This window comes from Streptomyces sp. NPDC001407, from assembly GCF_042895325.1.
Classification (GTDB): Bacteria; Actinomycetota; Actinomycetes; order Streptomycetales; family Streptomycetaceae; genus Streptomyces.
Map to the genome: position 1 here is coordinate 50,270 of NZ_JBIAWF010000005.1, position 16,083 is coordinate 66,352.

The following is a 16,083-nucleotide window of genomic DNA, read 5'->3' on the forward strand; positions in this document are numbered from 1 at the left end:
CCCTGGTTACGGTGGCGTAAGTCACTCCCGAAGGTGAAAGATGTGCTGACGTGGCAGACGATTCGCAAGCATTCAGCAAGAGCACGATCGGGTCGTACGCAGCCGTCGGGGACAGCTTCACCGAGGGTGTCGGGGACCCGGGGCCGGACGACGCCTTCATCGGCTGGGCCGACCGGCTGGCGGTACTCCTCTCCGACCAGCACGCCGAGCACGACTTCCGGTACGCCAATCTCGCCGTCCGCGGCCGCCTCCTCGACCAGATCGTGGAGGAGCAGGTGCCCCGGGCGAAGGAGCTCAGCCCGGACCTCGTGACGTTCTGCGCCGGGGGCAACGACATCCTGCGGCCGGGCAGCGACCCGGACGACGTGGCCGCGCGCTACGAGGCGGCCGTCGCGGACCTCGCCGGTTCGGTCGGCACGGTGCTGCTGTGCACCGGCTTCGACACCCGCGGCATGCCGGTCCTGCGCCACCTGCGGGGCAAGATCGCGACCTACACCGCCCACGTCCGCGCCATCGCCGACCGGCACGGCTGCCCGGTCCTCGACCTGTGGTCGCTGCGCTCGGTCCAGGACCGGCGGGCCTGGAGCGACGACCGCCTCCACCTGTCGCCGGACGGGCACACGCGCGTCGCGCTGCGCGCCGCGCAGGTGCTGGGCCTGGAGGTGCCCGCCGACCCGGACCAGGCGTGGCCCGAGGAGGGACAGCGCTCCCCCGCCGAGGTGCGCCGCGACAACATCCACTGGGCGCGCGAGCACCTGGTGCCGTGGATCGGCCGCCGGCTGCGCGGGGAGTCCTCGGGGGACCACGTGGAGCCCAAGCGGCCCGATCTCCTGCCGCTGTAGTCCAGCCGGCAGGTCAGTGGGGGAGCCGCCGGTGCGGCAGGTCGGCCCAGACGACACGGCCACGGCCACTGTCGTCGGGCCGGACCCCCCACGCCTTCGACAGCACACCGACCAGCAGCAGCCCGCGCCCGCTCTCCTCGTCCGCGCCGCTGCACCGCGCCCGCGGCTCCGTCGAGGTGTGCCCCTGGTCGGTGACCTCTATCCGCACGTGCGCGCCGCTCAGGCGCAGTTGACAGCTGACCTTTTCGCTGTCGGTGTGCCGCACGGCGTTGGTGAAGAGTTCCGACACCACCAATTGGGCGTCGTCGCACGCCACTTCGTCGATCCCCCACTCCCGCAGCTGCGCGGCGACTCGTCTGCGCGCCTCCGCCACCGAGGTGTTGAGAGCCGGGAAATGAAAGGCGTCCTGAAGACGCGCGGCCATGGAACTGCCGTAGCGTCCGAGCGAAGGTGCGTCATGGGAGGGGACCACTCCGCAACTATGTGCGATGCCGGTCATGTGTGGCAAGGTTCAATCTGTAATTTGCAGAATCGTCAGGGCAGTCTGTGCGCTCCGAGGGGTGCATGGCACACTGCGGGCATATGACAGCAGCTGACGGCACGGAGGGGGAACAACAGTGGCGGACGCGCGGCCGACAGGCGCCCCGACCGTCCTTCGGGTCGTACTCGGCAAACGCCTTCAGGACCTCCGGGAGAAGGCCGGGCTGTCCTATGAGGACGCGGGCCGCGCTCTCGATGTGACCCATGCCACGATCCGCAGAATGGAGAAGGCCGAAGTCGGTCTGAAGCTCCCCTATGTGGAGAAGCTGCTGTGCGTCTACGGCGTCGCCGGACCGGAAGAGGTCGAGAGCTTTCTCTCCCTCGCCCGCGAGGCCAACCGCCCCGGCTGGTGGCACCGTTTCCGCGACGTTCTCCCCGAATGGTTCAGCGCCTTCGTGAGCCTCGAAGGAGAGGCCAACCTCATTCGCGCTTACGAACCGCACTACGTCCCCGGGCTGTTGCAGACCGAGGACTACGCCCGCGCCGTGCTCCGCGCCGGAATGCCGCACGCGCCCGCCGCCGACATCGACCGCGCGGTCACCGTGCGCAGGCAGCGCCAGTCGCTGCTCACCGAGGACGGCGCGCCGCTGCTCTGGGTGGTGATGGACGAGACCGTGCTGCGCAGGCCCATCGGCGGGCCCGACATCATGCGCGCGCAGATCGCCCGGCTCATGGAGGCCACCGACCTGCCGAACGTCAGGCTGCAGATCATGCCGTTCGCCGCCGGCCCGCATCCGGCAATGTACGGACCTTTCCATATCTTCCGGTTCCCGCTCGCCGAACTGCCGGACATCGCCTACGCGGAAAACCTGGTCGGGGCCTCCTACTTCGACCAGCGCGACGATGTCTCGGCCTTCCTGGAAGCGCTGGACCGCATGTGCGCGCAGGCCGCGCCGGCACACACCACCAAGGCCGTCCTCGGTGGCATTCGTAAGGAGATCTGAACCATGGATCGCATATACAACGGCATGCCTGCCACCGACCTCGGCACCGAGGGGTGGAGCAAGCCGTGGAGCGGCGGCAACGGGGGAAGTTGCGTCGAGGCCATGCGGCTGGGGGACGGCCGGGTCGCCCTGCGCCAGTCCACCGATCCGGAGGGTCCGGCGCTGATCTACACGCACCACGAAATCGAAAGCTTCATCAGGGGCGCGAAGGCCGGCCAGGCCGACTTCCTTCTCGCGGGAACGAGTGTGAGCTGCGAATGAATGAGCACGGCGTGAGCGAGCGGGGCTTCTCGGCCGAGGAAATAGACACCAGCAGGCCGCACCCGGCCCGGATGTACGACTACTACCTCGGTGGCTGGGACAACTACGAGGTCGACCGGCAGGCCGCGGAACACGTGATCCAGGCGCACCCGCAGGTGCGGCTCTCCGCCCGCGCCAACCGCGCCTTTCTCCAGCGCGCCGTGCGGGACTGCGTGCGCGACGGAATCCGCCAGATCATCGACATCGGCACCGGCATTCCCACGTCGCCGAACACCCACGAGGTGGCCCGCGAGATCGCCGGGGACGTCCGGGTCGCGTACGTCGACAACGACCCGATCGTGGCGACCCACGCCGGTGCGAAGCTCACCGACACGGGGCATGCCGCGTTCGTCCTCGGTGACGTGCGCGAGCCGGAGGCCGTCCTGGCCCACCCGGCCGTGCGCGAACTCATCGACTTCACCGAGCCGGTGGCCCTGCTGCTGGTGGCCGTCCTGCACTTCGTGAAGGACGAGGAGGACCCGGCCGGCCTCGTCGCCACGCTCGGCGCCGCACTCCCCTCGGGCAGCCGCCTGGTGCTGTCCCACGCCACGGCCGAGCCGTACGAGGGCTACGCGGACGGCTATACGGACGTCAAGGCGCGGGACAGCGTGCTCGGCACGTACAAGAACGCCACCGCCGCCCTGAACCTGCGCGACCGCACGGCCGTCGCGCCCCTCTTCGGCGACTTCGTGCTCCAGGACCCGGGCCTGGTGCGGGTGCCGCTGTGGCGCCCGGACGGCCCCGTGCCGAGCGCGGAGGAGCTCAACAGCACGATCTTCTACGGCGGGGTGGGGCAGAAGCCCTGAGGTGCGGGGCCGGGTTCTCAGTCGGGGACCCGGACCTCACACGTGTCCTTGAAGCCCTGGCTCGTCAGGCCGAGTGCGGTGTTGGTGCGCGAGCGGAGGTTCTCCACCGCGACCATCGCGGTCAGCTCGACCAGGGCGGCGTCGTCGAGGTGCTTCCGCAGCCGCTCCACCAGCTCGTCCGTGACGGTGGGCGGGGTGGCGGACATCGCCTCGGCGTACTCCATGACGTCCCGCTCCAGCGGGGTGTAGACCTCGCTCTCCCGCCAGCGGGGCACATCGCGCAGTTTCTCGGGCGAGAGACCGTGCCGGTGGTTCTCCCAGAAGCCGAAGTCCATGCACCACGAGCACTCGACGGCCGCCGCCGCGGCCATCACCGCCAGCGCCTTGAGCTGCGGATCGAGCCTCTTCCAGCGGCCCACCGCCAACTCGAACCCGCTGGTGGCGAGCACGACCCGCGCGTTGTGCGCGGTGGCCATCACCGGGTCGAGCGCCTTGCCGTAGCTGCGTCGGCAGTACCACCGGATCAGCCGGACGAGCGGGGTGGGCCGGGGGGTGAGGGAAATGCGGGCCATGGCTGGACCTCCGTGTCGTGTCGGTGGCTTCCGCCCGTACGACGGGCGGCCCCTGCGGATCCGTGACATGCCCGCGAATAACTTCCCGGAGAATGTCTGGCTTGTTCCGTACGAGCCGGTCCAGGCCATCCTGACCCCGTTTCGGCATGGTGCGCCCGAAGGGTCAGGGACCAGTGCGCTGCGAGATGCACGTGGGAAGGTAGTGCTCATCCTGCATGTGGCGCGTGTGGTGAGTGTCATCAAATGATGTGCAGATCGGCTGACTTGGCCGCGTGGCAGGGAACGCTACGTCGCGTAAAGAGCCCCCCCTTTCGCGGAAGCCCGGACCCAAGTGAGCCTGGTTCGGCACAGCAAAGGCCGCATCGGAGATATTTGCCGCGAACACGGGTGAGCCAGGCAGATGGTGAGCGGCCCAAGGGGCGAGCAGTGATCGCTCCGCATGTTCCAGGCAGCAAAGCGACAGACGAGTCGAAGATCTCGTACTGCGCAATCGACAGCGGGGAGGAGACGGCGATGAGTGAACCCGTCGGTACCCAGGGGGCTCCGGAGCCGACAAGCGACCCTTCCATCGACACCGTGGCGGGCAACGGCAACGCCGATTACACCGGTGACGGTCACGCAGCCGGCACGGCCAGCCTTTGCCGCCCCAACACCGTCGCAACGGACGCCTTCGGCAATGTCTACATTGCCGACACCGACAACCACCGGGTACGGAAGGTCGACGCGAAGACCCGGACGATCACCACCATCGCGGGCAACGGCGAACAGGACTTCTCCGGCGACGGCGGCCCGGCCGTTGACGCCGCCCTCTCCAGTCCCCGCGGCATCGCATTGGACGCCAAAGGCAATCTGTTCATCGCCGACACCGAACACCATCGGGTGCGGAGGGTGGACGCGAAGACCCGGACGATCACCACCGTCGCAGGTTGAGGCAGGGCCGGTTTCGACGGGGACCAGAAGGCAGCCGACGAGGCCAGCCTCTACACGCCCTTCGGCGTCGTGGTGGATTCCGGAGGTGATCTCTACATCGCCGACACCGACAACCACCGGGTGCGGAAGGTCGACGCGAAGACCCGGACGATCACCACCGTCGCGGGCAACGGCGAGCAGGACTTCTCCGGTGACGACGGGCCGGCCGTCCACGCCGCCCTCAACCGTCCCCGCGGTGTCGCGGTGGATTCCCACGGCGATCTCTATATCGCCGACACCGACAACGACCGGGTGCGGAAGGTCGGGGCGAAGACCCGGACGATCACCACCGTCGTCGGTGACGGCAGCGCCATCTTCTCCGGTGACTACGGGCCGGCCGTCCACGCCGGCCTCAACCGCCCCCGCGGTGTCGCGGTGGATTCCGGAGGCAGTCTCTATATCGCCGACACCGACAACCACCGGGTACGGAAGGTCGACGCGAAGACCCAGACGATCACCACATTCGCAGGTGACGGCAGCGCTGACTACGGCGGCGACGGCGGGCCGGCTGCCAAGGCATCCCTCAACGGTCCCTGCGGGGTGGCGGTGGGTTCCGATGGCAGCCTCTACATCTCGGACACGCAGAACCATCGAGTGCGGAAGGTGAGCGGTCTCCCCGTCCCGGCCCAGATCGCCGTGTGGTCGGGGGGAATGACGACCCTGGACCGCTCCGGCGGCGCCGGCTGGCCGGGCGTGTACGTGAAGGCACTCGGGGACGGCTGGATTCCCCCGCAGACGGTGAGTGTGCAGCTCCCCAAGGGAAAGAACCTGCGGTTCTCCGGCAGCGGCACGCTGCTCGTGTATCTCGCGGACGGCTCCCCATACTACTACGGCGGGACCGTGTCGGCGGACAAACAGACCTTCACCACCAACAGCCCCGTCGACCTGCACCTGTCGGGAGCAGGCGCGACGAACTCGCTGCTGGTCGCGGTGGAAGCCCCTGACGGCGCCGAGCTGGGCGAAGCGCAACTGACCTTCACGGTCGGCGACCTGCCTCCGACCGCCGCGCCCGTCGACGTCGTGGTCGGGTTCTCGGTGACACCGGGGGGACCGACGACAGTGCGGCGCGGACAGGACCTGGCCATGCCAGGCATGTTCGTGAATCAGCTCGGAGTCGGCAAGGTCCCCCCGCAGACGGTGAGTGTGCGGCTCCCCGAGGGAAAGAACCTGCAGTTCCACGGCGGCGGCAACCTGCTCGTATGGGGCGATGGCCGGCAACTGGCCTCCTATGGCGGGACCTTGTCGGAGGACAAGCAGACCTTCCACCAACGGTCCCGTCGACCTGCGCCTGTCGGGGCCGGGGGCATCGAACTCGCTGCTGATCCTGGTGCATACCCCCGAGGACGCCGTGCTGGGCGACACGAACCTGACCTTCACGGTAGGCGGCAAGCAGACCGTCGCGCCCGTCACTGTCATCGACAAGTAGGCCCGGTGACGGCTGGATCCTTCCCGCCGGAAGGCCGCCATCAGAAATGCGCCGCCTTGCGCCACCGGGGCCACGGTGAGGCCGTGGTCCCGGCCGGCCTCGCGGGCGGCATCACTCGAAGGCGCCCTTCGCCCCGCTCTCATGCCGTTCTTCCGGAGGGAGTACATGCACGTGGACTCGGCGGCGGCCCGCCCGCACAAGCCTCCCCTGGCTGCACGCACCAAGTCATGGAGCCTGTCCATCGCGGCCCGGGTGTACGGATATCCACCGGCCCACAACGCGGGATCCGAGTGGATGCTCCACTCGATGCTCCGCCCGCTGGCCGAGCGCGGCCACCGGGTGACCGTCTGGCTTTCCCACCCCGGGAGCATCGAGAAGAGTTACGACATCGACGGGGTGCACGTCATCCCGTATCAGGAAGGCGCCGACTTCGCCGCCGCCTCGCAAAAGGCGGACGTACTCCTCTCCCACTTCGAGAACGTCCCCATCGTGTCGGGCCTGGCCCAGGCCCGCCGGATTCCCGTGGCCGTGATCTGCCACGACAACTTCGCCACGAGCTTCCACAACGCGGCCGGAGCCGATCTCGTGGTCTACAACAGCGAATGGATCCGGCGGGACGGGGAGATCTTCTATGCGCGCTACCCTCCGGAATTCCTGCCCAAGCGCACGGTCGTCGTCCGCCCTCCCGTGATCGCGGAGGATTACCGCACCGAACCGGGCGACCGCGCCACCCTGGTGAACCTCAACCCCGACAAGGGCGGCGACCTCTTCTGGCAGATCGCCGCATGGACGCCGGAGTGGCAATTCCTGGGCGTCCGTGGTGCCTACGGGCAGCAGATCATGCCACCGCCACGGCTGCCCAACTGCGAAGTCGTCGACGGCGTACCCGGAAACGAGATGCGCACGCACGTCTACGGCCGGTCCCGCGTGATGCTCATGCCCAGTCTGTACGAGTCCTGGGGACGGGTGGCCGTGGAGGCGTTCGCGTCCGGCATCCCGGTGATCGCCCATCCCACCCCCGGGCTGATCGAATCCCTCGGCGAGGCTGGGATCTTCGCCTACCGCGACGACATGGACGCCTGGATCCACGCTCTGATGGGGTTGAGAGACCCGAAGAACTGGGCGAGGGCCTCCCGCCGGGCGAAGGCCCGATCCGACGAACTGACCAAGACCCCCGACCTCGATGTCTGGTGCGAAGCCATCGAGTCGCTGGGCAGTGAGAGCCGACGGACCTCCTTCCGCATAGCGGGCTCGGCGCGCTGACCAGCGTCCCTCTCGGCGGAATGACCACCGCCCCATATGCGATCACTCAGGCGGAAGAATCCGGAGTGGTCACGACAGAAATACCGCCGACGAACTTCCGACCCGAACCGGAGGCAAGGCAGTGCCTGTCGAATTCAAACCGGTCACGTTCACGGTGAGCGATACACCCATGGGTGACAGCCCCTGCAAGCAGACGGTGGGGTTCGCACTCAACGGCAAGGTCCGTAAGGACCTGAGGAACAAGTCCGTCTGGAGTGTGGCGCTTCAGTCGTATTCCCTCGAAGCGGTCTACGACCACAAGGCGGACGTCGACCAGATCCTGACGCTCGACCAAGTGGGATTGAAGATCGTTTCAACCGAGAATCCGGATTACGACGCGGCCGTCGAGCTGACCATCTGGCGCCGCACCCGCCCCGGTGCGACCTCGGACAACAACCGGCAGTTCAGGGGGACCGTCACCGCACTCGTCATCGCCGACATCACCAGTACCTGACCGAAGAGCGGCAGCCCGAACACAGGCAACGCACCGTCCGCCGCTGACGCGAAGGCCCTCCGGCCGACGACCCCGCCGGCCGGTGGGCCTTCGCATTCGGCCGCCACCACCCCGCCGCTCCCGTAGCGGCCGCGCACCGTCCCAGGAGGAGCCGTGAACATCGCCGTCGCCATACCCTGGCGGCCCCAGCCCGGCCGCGAGGAAGCCCACGACATCAGCGTCGCCCACTGGCTCCGCACGCTGCCCGCCGCCGCGGTGCTCGACGTGGACACCGACGACGAGCCGTTCAACCCAGCCGCCTGCCGCAACGCGGGGGTGCGCCGTGCCGAGCGGCCCGGGGCCGACATCGTCATCATCGCCGACGCCGACACCTTGGCCGAGGAAGCCCCGCTCCGGAACGCCGTCGAGGGCGCCGCCGGAAGCGACCTCGTCCATCTGCCGTACACCGAATACCGGTCCGTCGACGCCGAAGGCAGCGCGCAGCACCGTGCGGGAGTGGCGCTGTCCGAGTGCAGCGCCCTCACGGTCCAGGGCGCGTGCAGTGGCGTCTACGTGACCACTCCGGCGACGTGGTGGGCCCATGGGGGCCAGGACGAGCGGTTCCGCGGCTGGGGCTTCGAGGACGCCGCGTGGGAGATCGCCCACACCGCCCTTCTGGGCGCGCCCCCCGTCCGCCACGAAGGCCGCGTCTACGCCCTGCCCCACCCACCGGGGGTCAAGGAGGGGCTGCAGTACGTGGCCAACGCGGCGCTGTGCTATCGCTACCAGCAGGCCGCGGCCGACCCCGAGGCCATGCGCGCCCTTGTCGAGGAACGGGAGGCCGCCCGCTCCTCGTCCCGCCTCTGACGACCTGGATCCGGCACTCGCCGCCCCTGAGCCGGGTCCGGACGCTCAGCGGCCACCGTCGTGGCCGCGACCAGGCGACGTGACGGCGACTTCGAGGCTCGGCCCACATCACCGACGGCATCCGCCGTGACCGAAAACCCGCCGCCTGTCCGCCTCAACAACTATCGCGGACCCCGGACCCCAACTCTCGGGCCACCCGCACCAGATCCCCGTTGCCGGCGGCTCGCGCGCCGTCCGGCAAGCTCAGCACGTCCTCCAGACCGACGCGAACGGACAGCCCTTCCCGCACCGCCAGCCGCAGCACCGGCCACGCGCCGCCGTCCTGCCCGTGCAGCAACACCGGTATGCCGCCGTCCCCGAGCGCGCCGATGTCGGCCAGCAGGGCCCGGGCCGTGTCCTCGGCGGCGGCAGCGTCCGTGCCGGCCATGACCTCGGCGAGGATCCGCAGCACTTTCCCGGCGAACGGCGAGGCGGCGAACCGGGCGACCGCGTCCGTCCCTGCGAACAGCCCCGCCTCGATGCCGATGCCTCGTTCCGTCAGGGCGGCGGCGACCAGATCGGCGCCCTCCTCATGCCAGTTGACGGAGGCGTGGTCCGGCAGGACCGTCCACGACCGCACCAACTCGGCTCGCCGCCGCGGATCCGGCACGGCCCACGCACCGGTGGTGACTCCCACCGGAACACCGGGCACCGCGGCCCGCACCTGCTCGACCACCTCTGCGACCACGTCGGGCGCAAGGGTGTCCGCGCCCGCGGTGTCCTTGGGGTGTACGTGGAGGTCGACCGCGCCCGCGGCGACCGCCTCCCGCGCCGCCTCGGCGATCTCGGCCGGCGAGACGGGCAGGGACGGGAACTCCCGCTTGTTCCTGGGGCCATTCACACACGTCTGGAGAATCATGACCGCATCATGGCATCAGGACCGGCACTCCCTCGCCTGGCCCGACGTCAGTCGGCGGACCATCGCGACGAGGGTGGCCCGGGTCGCCTCCGGGGAGTCGTCGGTGCCGGTGAGAGCCATGCGGGCGAGCTGAGGCATCGTCAGCCACCAGGTCGCGAGGGCGAAGGCGGCGCAGAACAGCCGGCCGGGCGGGAAGTCCGCGGTGACCGTTCCGGAGTTCTGCAGGGCGGTGATGGCGGCGGCCTTGTCCAGGTAGTGGGCCGTGCGCTCGGACTCGGCGACGGCCGGGACGCGGCCGTCCCGCAGGCCCTCCCAGGACAGCAGGCGCAGCAGGTGCGGGTGGGCGAGGTGGTAGTCGAAGAGCAGGCCGGCGAAGTCACCGAGATCGCCCTCGCCGGCGCGGGGCAGCGGGGCCGCCGCCGCGGCCTTGGCCAGTTCGGCCTCCAGTACGGCCGTGAACAGCTGCTCCTTGCCGCCGAAGTACTGGTAGATGCGCTCCTTGTTCACCTTTGCCGCGGCGGCGACGCGATCGACGCGTGCGCCCAGCGGACCGTGCTCGGCGAATTCCTCGACTGCGGCCTCCAGCAGGAGGCGCTTGGTGCGTGCGGTGTCCCAGGCCATGGCATCACTATACGCAATATCCAACTGACGAGTTGGACATGGCGAGGCCGGACATGCCAGACTCCAACCCGTCAGTTGGATATTGAGGAGACCACCGTGCACGTCACCGGCCCCACCCCCGAGCAGACCCGCCTCGCCCGCGGCCTGGCCGTCCTCGACCGCGTCGGCGGCGGAGCCCCCACGCCGCTCGACACGCTCGCCGACATCGCCCCCGACCTCGCTCGCTATGCCGTCGAGTTCGCCTACGGCGACCTGTACACCCGCCCCGGTCTCGGCCTGCGGGACCGTCAACTGGCCACCGTCGCCGCCCTCGCCGCGCTCGGCAACGCCGCCCCTCAGCTGCGCTTCCACATCGCGGGCGCCCTGAACGTCGGCTGCACCCGCCGCGAAATCGTCGAGGTCCTCATGCACACCCTCGTCTACGCCGGGTTCCCGGCGGCTCTCAACGGCATCGCCGCCGCCCGCGACGTCTTCACCGAACGCGGCATTCAGGACGACGCGCAAGCCGACCGGCACGACCCCGCCACGACATCCGCCGACCGCTTCGAACACGGCAGCCGGACCCTGGCCGAGGTCGACGGCCACGCCGGGCAGCAGGTCATGGACTCCCTCGCCGACATCGCCCCCGACCTCGCCCGCTACGTCATCGAGTTCGTGTTCGGCGACATCTACCCCCGCGCCGGGATCGACCTGCGGACACGGGAGCTCGCGAGCGTCGCCATGTGCACCGCGCTGGGCACCGCCGCCCCGCAACTACGCGTGCACATCCACGGACTCCTCAACGTAGGCGGCACCCGCGACGAGACCGTCGAGCTGATCACGCACCTGGCCGCCTACGCCGGATTCCCGGCGGCACTCAACGGCATCGCCGCCGCCCGCGACGTCTTCACCGAACGCGACGAGAGGGCCGCCTGCTGATTCTTTCCCTGCCTGGCTCGACCGGAAGCGGTCAGCCTCTCCCCGCTTGCAAGGACTGCTTCACCAGCGTGCGCCCGAAGTCCCACATCAGGCCGCCGCCCGCGTGGGCGTCGTCCATGACGGCGGTGAACGCGGTCACGAAGCGGTCCACCTCGCGTTCGCCGATGATCAGCGGCGGGATGAGCTTGATGACCTCCAGATGGTCGCCGGAGACCTGGGTGAGGATGCGGTGCTTCTGGAGCAGCGGGACCACGACCATCTGCGCGAACAGGCCCTTGCGGGCGGCCTGGAGCATCGCCCAGCGGCTGCGCAGGCCCAGCGACTTGGGCTTGCCGAACTCGATGCCGATCATCAGGCCGCGGCCGCGCACGTCGTGCAGCAGCTCGTATCTGTCGACCAGCGCCGCCAGGCGTGTCCGCAGCAGGTCGCCCGTGTGCCGGGCGTTGGCCACGACCTCGGCGTCCTCCATCACGGACAGCACGGCGAGGCCCGCGGCCATGGCCTGGGCGTTGGAGCCGAAGCTGGCCGAGTGGACCAGCACGCGGTCCATCGAGGAGTAGACCTTCTTGAAGATCCAGTCCTTGCCGAGGGTCGCGCCGACGGGCACGTAACCACCCGAGAGGGCCTTGGCGACGCACACCAGGTCCGGCTCGACGCCGTCCTCGTGCTGGTAGGCGTAGAAGTCGCCGGTACGGCCGATGCCGGTCTGCACCTCGTCGGCGATGAGCAGCGCCTTGTGCCGGCGCAGCAGTTCCTGCGCCTGGCGGAGGAAGCCGGGCGGCGGCTCGTGGACGCCCTTGCCCTGGATGGGTTCGACGACGAAGGCGGCCACGTCACCGCGGCGCAGCTCCCTCTCCAGGGCGTCGAGGTCGCCGAGCGGGATCGCGGTGTCGGGCAGCAGCGGGGCGAAACCGTCGCGGAAGCCGTCCTCGCCGTTGACGGACAGCGAGCCCGTCGTCAGGCCGTGGAAGGCGTGCGCGCAGTAGAGGATCCGTGGCCGCCCGGTGGCGTAGCGGGCGAACTTCAGCGCGGTCTCGACGGCTTCGGTGCCGCTGTTGCCGAAGAACACCCGGTCCAGGTGCGGGGTGTACGACAGCAGCTTCTCGGCGAGGAGGCCGGGCAGCGGCTGGCAGTCGAAGCGGGTGAGATCGGCGAGCGAGGCGTCGAGGACGTCGTGCAGGGCCTTGCGGACCACGGGGTGGTGGCGGCCGACGCCCATCACCCCGAAGCCGGCGAGCATGTCGAGGTAGTCCTGCCCGTCGGCGTCCCAGAAGTACGCCCCTTCGGCCCGTTCGTAGACCTTGTCGAAGCCGATGGTGTGGAGCATGCGGGGCAGTTGGTGGTTGAGGTGGCGGGCGTGGAGCTCGTAGCGCTCGCCGCCGCGCTCGGCGAGGAGCCGGGTGAGGTCGAATCCCCCTCCGCCGTCGGTGCCGTCGGGTGTCATGCGTCGTTCTCCTTACGGGCCGTCCGCGCCGCCGCGGCCTCCTTACGGGCCAGGGCGGCGCTGATCCGGCCGGCGATCTCGGCGGGGGTGAGGCCCAGGTCGGCCAGGACCTCGCCGCGCTTGGCGTGGGGCAGGAACTGCTCGGGGATGCCGAAGGTGCGCACGGGGACGTCGATCTCGGCGTCGCGCAGGGCCTGGGCCACGGCCCAGCCGACGCCGCCGGTGCGGCTGTTGTCCTCGACGACGGCGACGATCCTGTGCTGTTCGGCGAGGGCGGGCAGGGCCGCGTCGACGGGCTTGACCCAGCGCGGGTCGACGACCGTGCAGGGGGTGCCGCGGGCGGCGAGCAGGTCGGCCGCCTGGAGGCAGACCTCGGCCATGGTGCCGACGGCGACGAGCAGCACCTCCGGCATGGGGGTACCTCCCATGCCGTTCAGGCTATGGGGGACGGTGCCGGGGCGGGCGATCACGTCCATGCCGCCGACCCGGTCGAGGGCCGGGACGGCCTCGCCCACGGTCTCCTTGGGGAAGCGGATGACGGTCGGGGCGTCGCTGACGTCCATGGCCTCGCGCAGCTGGGCGCGGAGCTGGTCGGCGTCGCGCGGGGCGGCGATCCGCAGGCCGGGGACGACCTGGAGGATCGACATGTCCCACATGCCGTTGTGGGAGGCGCCGTCGGTGCCGGTGACCCCGGCCCGGTCCAGCACGAAGGTGACGCCGCACTTGTGCAGCGCCACATCCATCAGCACCTGGTCGAAGGCACGGTTGAGGAAGGTGGCGTACACCGCGAAGACCGGGTGCAGACCGCCCGTCGCCAGACCGGCCGCCGACGTCGCCGCGTGCTGCTCGGCGATCCCGACGTCCCACACGCGGTCGGGGAACGCCTCGGCGAACCGGGTGAGGCCCACGGGGTGCAGCATCGCGGCGGTGATCGCCACCACGTCGGGCCGCTCGGCGCCGATCTTGAGCATCTCGTCACCGAAGACCGAGGTCCAGGACCGGCCGGCGGAGGCGACCAGGGGCTCACCGGTGAGCGAGTTCATCACGCCGACGGTGTGGAAGCGGTCCGCCTCGTCCTCCAGGGCCGGCTTGTAGCCGCGGCCCTTCTCGGTGCGGCAGTGGACGAGCACGGGGCCGTGGAAGCGCTTGGCCCGGCGCAGCGCCGATTCGACGGCCTCGATGTCGTGCCCGTCGATCGGCCCGACGTACTTCAGCCCGAGGTCCTCGAACATGCCCTGCGGGGCGAAGGCGTCCTTGAAGCCCTTCTTCGCGCCGTGCAGCGATTCGTAGAGCGGCTTGCCCACGACGGGCAGCCCCTGCACGGCGTCCTTGCCCCAGGACAGGAAGCGCTCGTAGCCGTCGGTGGTGCGCAGCGTCGCGAGGTGGTCGGCGAGGCCGCCGATGGTGGGCGCGTAGCTGCGCTCGTTGTCGTTGACGACGATGATCAGCGGCCTGTCGCGGGCGGCCGCTATGTTGTTGAGTGCCTCCCACGCCATGCCCCCAGTCAGCGCGCCGTCACCGATGACGGCGACGACGTGGCGGTTCCAGCGGCCGAGCACCTGGTTGGCCTTGGCGAGGCCGTCGGCCCAGCCGAGCACGGTGGAGGCGTGGCTGTTCTCGATGACGTCGTGCTCGGACTCCTCGCGCGAGGGGTAGCCCGACAGTCCGCCCTTGCCGCGCAGCTTGGAGAAGTCCTGGCGGCCGGTGAGCAGTTTGTGCACGTACGACTGGTGGCCGGTGTCCCACAGGATGCGGTCGGCCGGGGAGTCGAAGGCGCGGTGCAGGGCGATGGAGAGCTCCACCACGCCGAGGTTGGGCCCGAGGTGGCCACCGGTCCTGGCCACCGCGTGCACCAGGAAGTGGCGGATCTCCTCGGCCAGTTCGGTCAGGTCTTCGCCGTCAAGCACCTTCAGGTCGCGCGGACCGCGGATGTTCTCCAGCAACGACACGCGAGCCCCCTCCTCATTCTCTCGGCCTGGGCCGGGCTTGCCGCCTCGGCCCCTGATTCCCCCCGCGGTACGCCTTCCGGCGGTCAGCCGACGGTGACGTCGGGCACGCCGGAGGCGACACCCGCCGCCACCATGTCCTCGGCGATCCTCATCGCCTCGTCGATCAGGGTCTCCACGATCTTCGACTCGGGAACGGTCTTGACGACCTCGCCCTTGACGAAGATCTGCCCCTTGCCGTTGCCGGACGCCACGCCCAGGTCGGCCTCGCGGGCCTCGCCGGGGCCGTTGACGACGCAGCCCATGACGGCGACGCGCAGCGGCACCTCCATGCCCTCCAGACCGGCGGACACCTCGTCCGCCAGCTTGTAGACGTCCACCTGCGCCCGGCCGCAGGACGGACACGAGACGATCTCCAGGCGGCGCTGCCGCAGCCCGAGCGACTCCAGGATCTGCATGCCGACCTTGATCTCCTCGGCCGGCGGGGCGGAGAGGGAGACCCGGATCGTGTCCCCGATCCCCTCCGAGAGCAACGCCCCGAAGGCGACGGCCGACTTGATGGTGCCCTGGAAGGCGGGGCCCGCCTCCGTCACACCCAGGTGCAGCGGGTAGTCGCACTGGGCGGCCAGCTGCCGGTAGGCATTGATCATGACGACCGGGTCGTTGTGCTTGACCGAGATCTTGATGTCCCGGAAGCCGTGCTCCTCGAAGAGGGACGCCTCCCACAGGGCGGACTCGACCAGCGCCTCGGGCGTGGCCTTGCCGTACTTCTCCAGCAACCGCCGGTCCAGGGAACCGGCGTTGACGCCGATACGGATCGGGGTGCCCGCGTCGGAAGCCGCCTTGGCGATCTCCCGCACCTTGTCGTCGAACTGGCGGATGTTGCCCGGGTTGACGCGCACCGCCGCGCAGCCCGCGTCGATCGCGGCGAAGACGTACTTCGGCTGGAAGTGGATGTCCGCGATCACCGGGATCTGCGACTTCTTCGCGATCACCGGCAGCGCCTCGGCGTCGTCCTGCGAGGGACACGCCACCCGCACGATCTGACAGCCCGCCGCCGTGAGCTCCGCGATCTGCTGGAGCGTGGCGCCGATGTCGGCCGTCACGGTCGTGGTCATCGACTGCACCGACACCGGTGCTCCCCCGCCGACAGCCACCGGCCCGACCTGGATGCGCCGCGAGGTGCGGCGCATCGCGAGCGGCCGGGCCGGCACGCCGGGGAGCCCCAGAGAAACCGGCTCCGAGGATCCCATGG

The 16,083-nt window shown here is 70.0% G+C and carries 16 protein-coding genes and 1 pseudogene; 10 read left to right on the forward strand and 7 right to left on the reverse strand.

The features are described from left to right. Positions 1–50 precede the first annotated feature (50 nt). Complete coding sequence (locus ACFY1P_RS09485; RefSeq protein ID WP_361529485.1) at positions 51–842, forward strand: SGNH/GDSL hydrolase family protein; 792 nt, start codon at positions 51–53, stop codon at positions 840–842. Positions 843–855: 13 nt separating this feature from the next. Here ACFY1P_RS09485 and ACFY1P_RS09490 read toward each other — a convergent pair whose 3' ends face one another. Further along, the gene (locus tag ACFY1P_RS09490) at positions 856–1,266 is read right to left on the reverse strand and encodes an ATP-binding protein (RefSeq protein WP_361529488.1); all 411 of its coding nucleotides are present in this window, start codon (positions 1,264–1,266) and stop codon (positions 856–858) included. 193 nt (positions 1,267–1,459) lie between these two features. Between ACFY1P_RS09490 and ACFY1P_RS09495 the strand changes: the two genes are divergently transcribed. Genes ACFY1P_RS09495 through ACFY1P_RS09505 form a run of 3 tightly spaced genes read left to right on the forward strand, consistent with a single transcriptional unit; the run spans position 1,460 to position 3,432 of the window. Beyond that, complete coding sequence (locus tag ACFY1P_RS09495) at positions 1,460–2,326, forward strand: helix-turn-helix transcriptional regulator (RefSeq protein ID WP_361529491.1); 867 nt, start codon at positions 1,460–1,462, stop codon at positions 2,324–2,326. Between the two features lie 3 nt (positions 2,327–2,329). Beyond that, positions 2,330–2,587, forward strand: a complete 258-nt coding sequence (locus ACFY1P_RS09500; RefSeq protein WP_116214726.1) for a DUF397 domain-containing protein — start codon at positions 2,330–2,332, stop codon at positions 2,585–2,587. Then, positions 2,584–3,432 (forward strand): SAM-dependent methyltransferase, encoded by an 849-nt coding sequence (locus ACFY1P_RS09505; protein ID WP_361529494.1) that lies wholly within the window; start codon positions 2,584–2,586, stop codon positions 3,430–3,432. The genes ACFY1P_RS09500 and ACFY1P_RS09505 overlap by 4 nt, the downstream gene beginning before the upstream one ends. Before the next feature lie 17 nt (positions 3,433–3,449). Here ACFY1P_RS09505 and ACFY1P_RS09510 read toward each other — a convergent pair whose 3' ends face one another. Beyond that, positions 3,450–4,004, reverse strand: a complete 555-nt coding sequence (locus ACFY1P_RS09510; RefSeq protein WP_361529497.1) for a carboxymuconolactone decarboxylase family protein — start codon at positions 4,002–4,004, stop codon at positions 3,450–3,452. A gap of 513 nt (positions 4,005–4,517) precedes the next feature. On the opposite strand from ACFY1P_RS09510, the gene ACFY1P_RS09515 reads away from it, so the two are divergent. The 5 genes and pseudogenes from ACFY1P_RS09515 (at position 4,518) to ACFY1P_RS09535 (ending at position 9,001) form a co-directional block, all read left to right on the forward strand. Beyond that, the gene (locus ACFY1P_RS09515) at positions 4,518–4,934 is read left to right on the forward strand and encodes a hypothetical protein (protein WP_390750315.1); all 417 of its coding nucleotides are present in this window, start codon (positions 4,518–4,520) and stop codon (positions 4,932–4,934) included. A 63-nt stretch (positions 4,935–4,997) separates the two neighbouring features. Further along, positions 4,998–5,564: pseudogene (locus ACFY1P_RS09520) on the forward strand (hypothetical protein); the annotation flags it as partial. 1,069 nt (positions 5,565–6,633) lie between these two features. Beyond that, positions 6,634–7,662, forward strand: coding sequence for a glycosyltransferase family 4 protein (locus ACFY1P_RS09525; protein WP_361529527.1), 1,029 nt, complete (start codon positions 6,634–6,636; stop codon positions 7,660–7,662). A gap of 169 nt (positions 7,663–7,831) precedes the next feature. Then, entirely contained in the window at positions 7,832–8,155 is a 324-nt protein-coding gene (locus ACFY1P_RS09530; RefSeq protein WP_361529503.1) for a hypothetical protein, read from the forward strand. 153 nt (positions 8,156–8,308) lie between these two features. Then, positions 8,309–9,001 carry a hypothetical protein gene (locus tag ACFY1P_RS09535; RefSeq protein ID WP_390750316.1) on the forward strand — a complete coding sequence of 231 codons (693 nt, stop codon included), beginning with the start codon at positions 8,309–8,311 and terminating at the stop codon, positions 8,999–9,001. A 154-nt stretch (positions 9,002–9,155) separates the two neighbouring features. Here ACFY1P_RS09535 and ACFY1P_RS09540 read toward each other — a convergent pair whose 3' ends face one another. Together ACFY1P_RS09540 and ACFY1P_RS09545 are read right to left on the reverse strand one after the other, a co-directional pair. Further along, positions 9,156–9,899, reverse strand: coding sequence for a 3-keto-5-aminohexanoate cleavage protein (locus ACFY1P_RS09540; protein ID WP_361529509.1), 744 nt, complete (start codon positions 9,897–9,899; stop codon positions 9,156–9,158). A 15-nt stretch (positions 9,900–9,914) separates the two neighbouring features. Beyond that, positions 9,915–10,520 (reverse strand): TetR family transcriptional regulator, encoded by a 606-nt coding sequence (locus ACFY1P_RS09545; protein WP_361529512.1) that lies wholly within the window; start codon positions 10,518–10,520, stop codon positions 9,915–9,917. Positions 10,521–10,616: 96 nt separating this feature from the next. On the opposite strand from ACFY1P_RS09545, the gene ACFY1P_RS09550 reads away from it, so the two are divergent. Beyond that, positions 10,617–11,438, forward strand: a complete 822-nt coding sequence (locus tag ACFY1P_RS09550) for a carboxymuconolactone decarboxylase family protein (protein WP_390750317.1) — start codon at positions 10,617–10,619, stop codon at positions 11,436–11,438. A 31-nt stretch (positions 11,439–11,469) separates the two neighbouring features. Here the strand turns inward: ACFY1P_RS09550 and ACFY1P_RS09555 are convergent, their stop codons facing one another. From ACFY1P_RS09555 to ispG, 3 genes are all read right to left on the reverse strand, one after another. Beyond that, the gene (locus ACFY1P_RS09555) at positions 11,470–12,882 is read right to left on the reverse strand and encodes an aspartate aminotransferase family protein (protein WP_390750318.1); all 1,413 of its coding nucleotides are present in this window, start codon (positions 12,880–12,882) and stop codon (positions 11,470–11,472) included. After that, the gene (gene dxs / locus ACFY1P_RS09560) at positions 12,879–14,831 is read right to left on the reverse strand and encodes a 1-deoxy-D-xylulose-5-phosphate synthase (protein WP_390750319.1); all 1,953 of its coding nucleotides are present in this window, start codon (positions 14,829–14,831) and stop codon (positions 12,879–12,881) included. Before dxs ends, ACFY1P_RS09555 begins: the two co-directional genes overlap by 4 nt. A gap of 83 nt (positions 14,832–14,914) precedes the next feature. Next, on the reverse strand, positions 14,915–16,081 hold the full coding sequence (gene ispG / locus ACFY1P_RS09565; protein ID WP_361527167.1) for a flavodoxin-dependent (E)-4-hydroxy-3-methylbut-2-enyl-diphosphate synthase: 1,167 nt from the start codon (positions 16,079–16,081) through the stop codon (positions 14,915–14,917). Positions 16,082–16,083 lie beyond the last annotated feature (2 nt).

Excerpts from the sequence above, each read along its gene's own strand:
- ispG (WP_361527167.1), bottom strand. The coding sequence starts at position 16,081 with ATGGGATCCTCGGAGCCGGTTTCTCTGGGGCTCCCCGGCGTGCCGGCC.
- ACFY1P_RS09500 (WP_116214726.1), top strand. The coding sequence starts at position 2,330 with ATGGATCGCATATACAACGGCATGCCTGCCACCGACCTCGGCACCGAG.
- ACFY1P_RS09555 (WP_390750318.1), bottom strand. The coding sequence starts at position 12,882 with ATGACACCCGACGGCACCGACGGCGGAGGGGGATTCGACCTCACCCGG.
- ACFY1P_RS09545 (WP_361529512.1), bottom strand. The coding sequence starts at position 10,520 with ATGGCCTGGGACACCGCACGCACCAAGCGCCTCCTGCTGGAGGCCGCA.
- ACFY1P_RS09530 (WP_361529503.1), top strand. The coding sequence starts at position 7,832 with ATGGGTGACAGCCCCTGCAAGCAGACGGTGGGGTTCGCACTCAACGGC.
- ACFY1P_RS09490 (WP_361529488.1), bottom strand. The coding sequence starts at position 1,266 with ATGGCCGCGCGTCTTCAGGACGCCTTTCATTTCCCGGCTCTCAACACC.
- ACFY1P_RS09505 (WP_361529494.1), top strand. The coding sequence starts at position 2,584 with ATGAATGAGCACGGCGTGAGCGAGCGGGGCTTCTCGGCCGAGGAAATA.
- ACFY1P_RS09515 (WP_390750315.1), top strand. The coding sequence starts at position 4,518 with ATGAGTGAACCCGTCGGTACCCAGGGGGCTCCGGAGCCGACAAGCGAC.
- ACFY1P_RS09540 (WP_361529509.1), bottom strand. The coding sequence starts at position 9,899 with ATGATTCTCCAGACGTGTGTGAATGGCCCCAGGAACAAGCGGGAGTTC.
- ACFY1P_RS09510 (WP_361529497.1), bottom strand. The coding sequence starts at position 4,004 with ATGGCCCGCATTTCCCTCACCCCCCGGCCCACCCCGCTCGTCCGGCTG.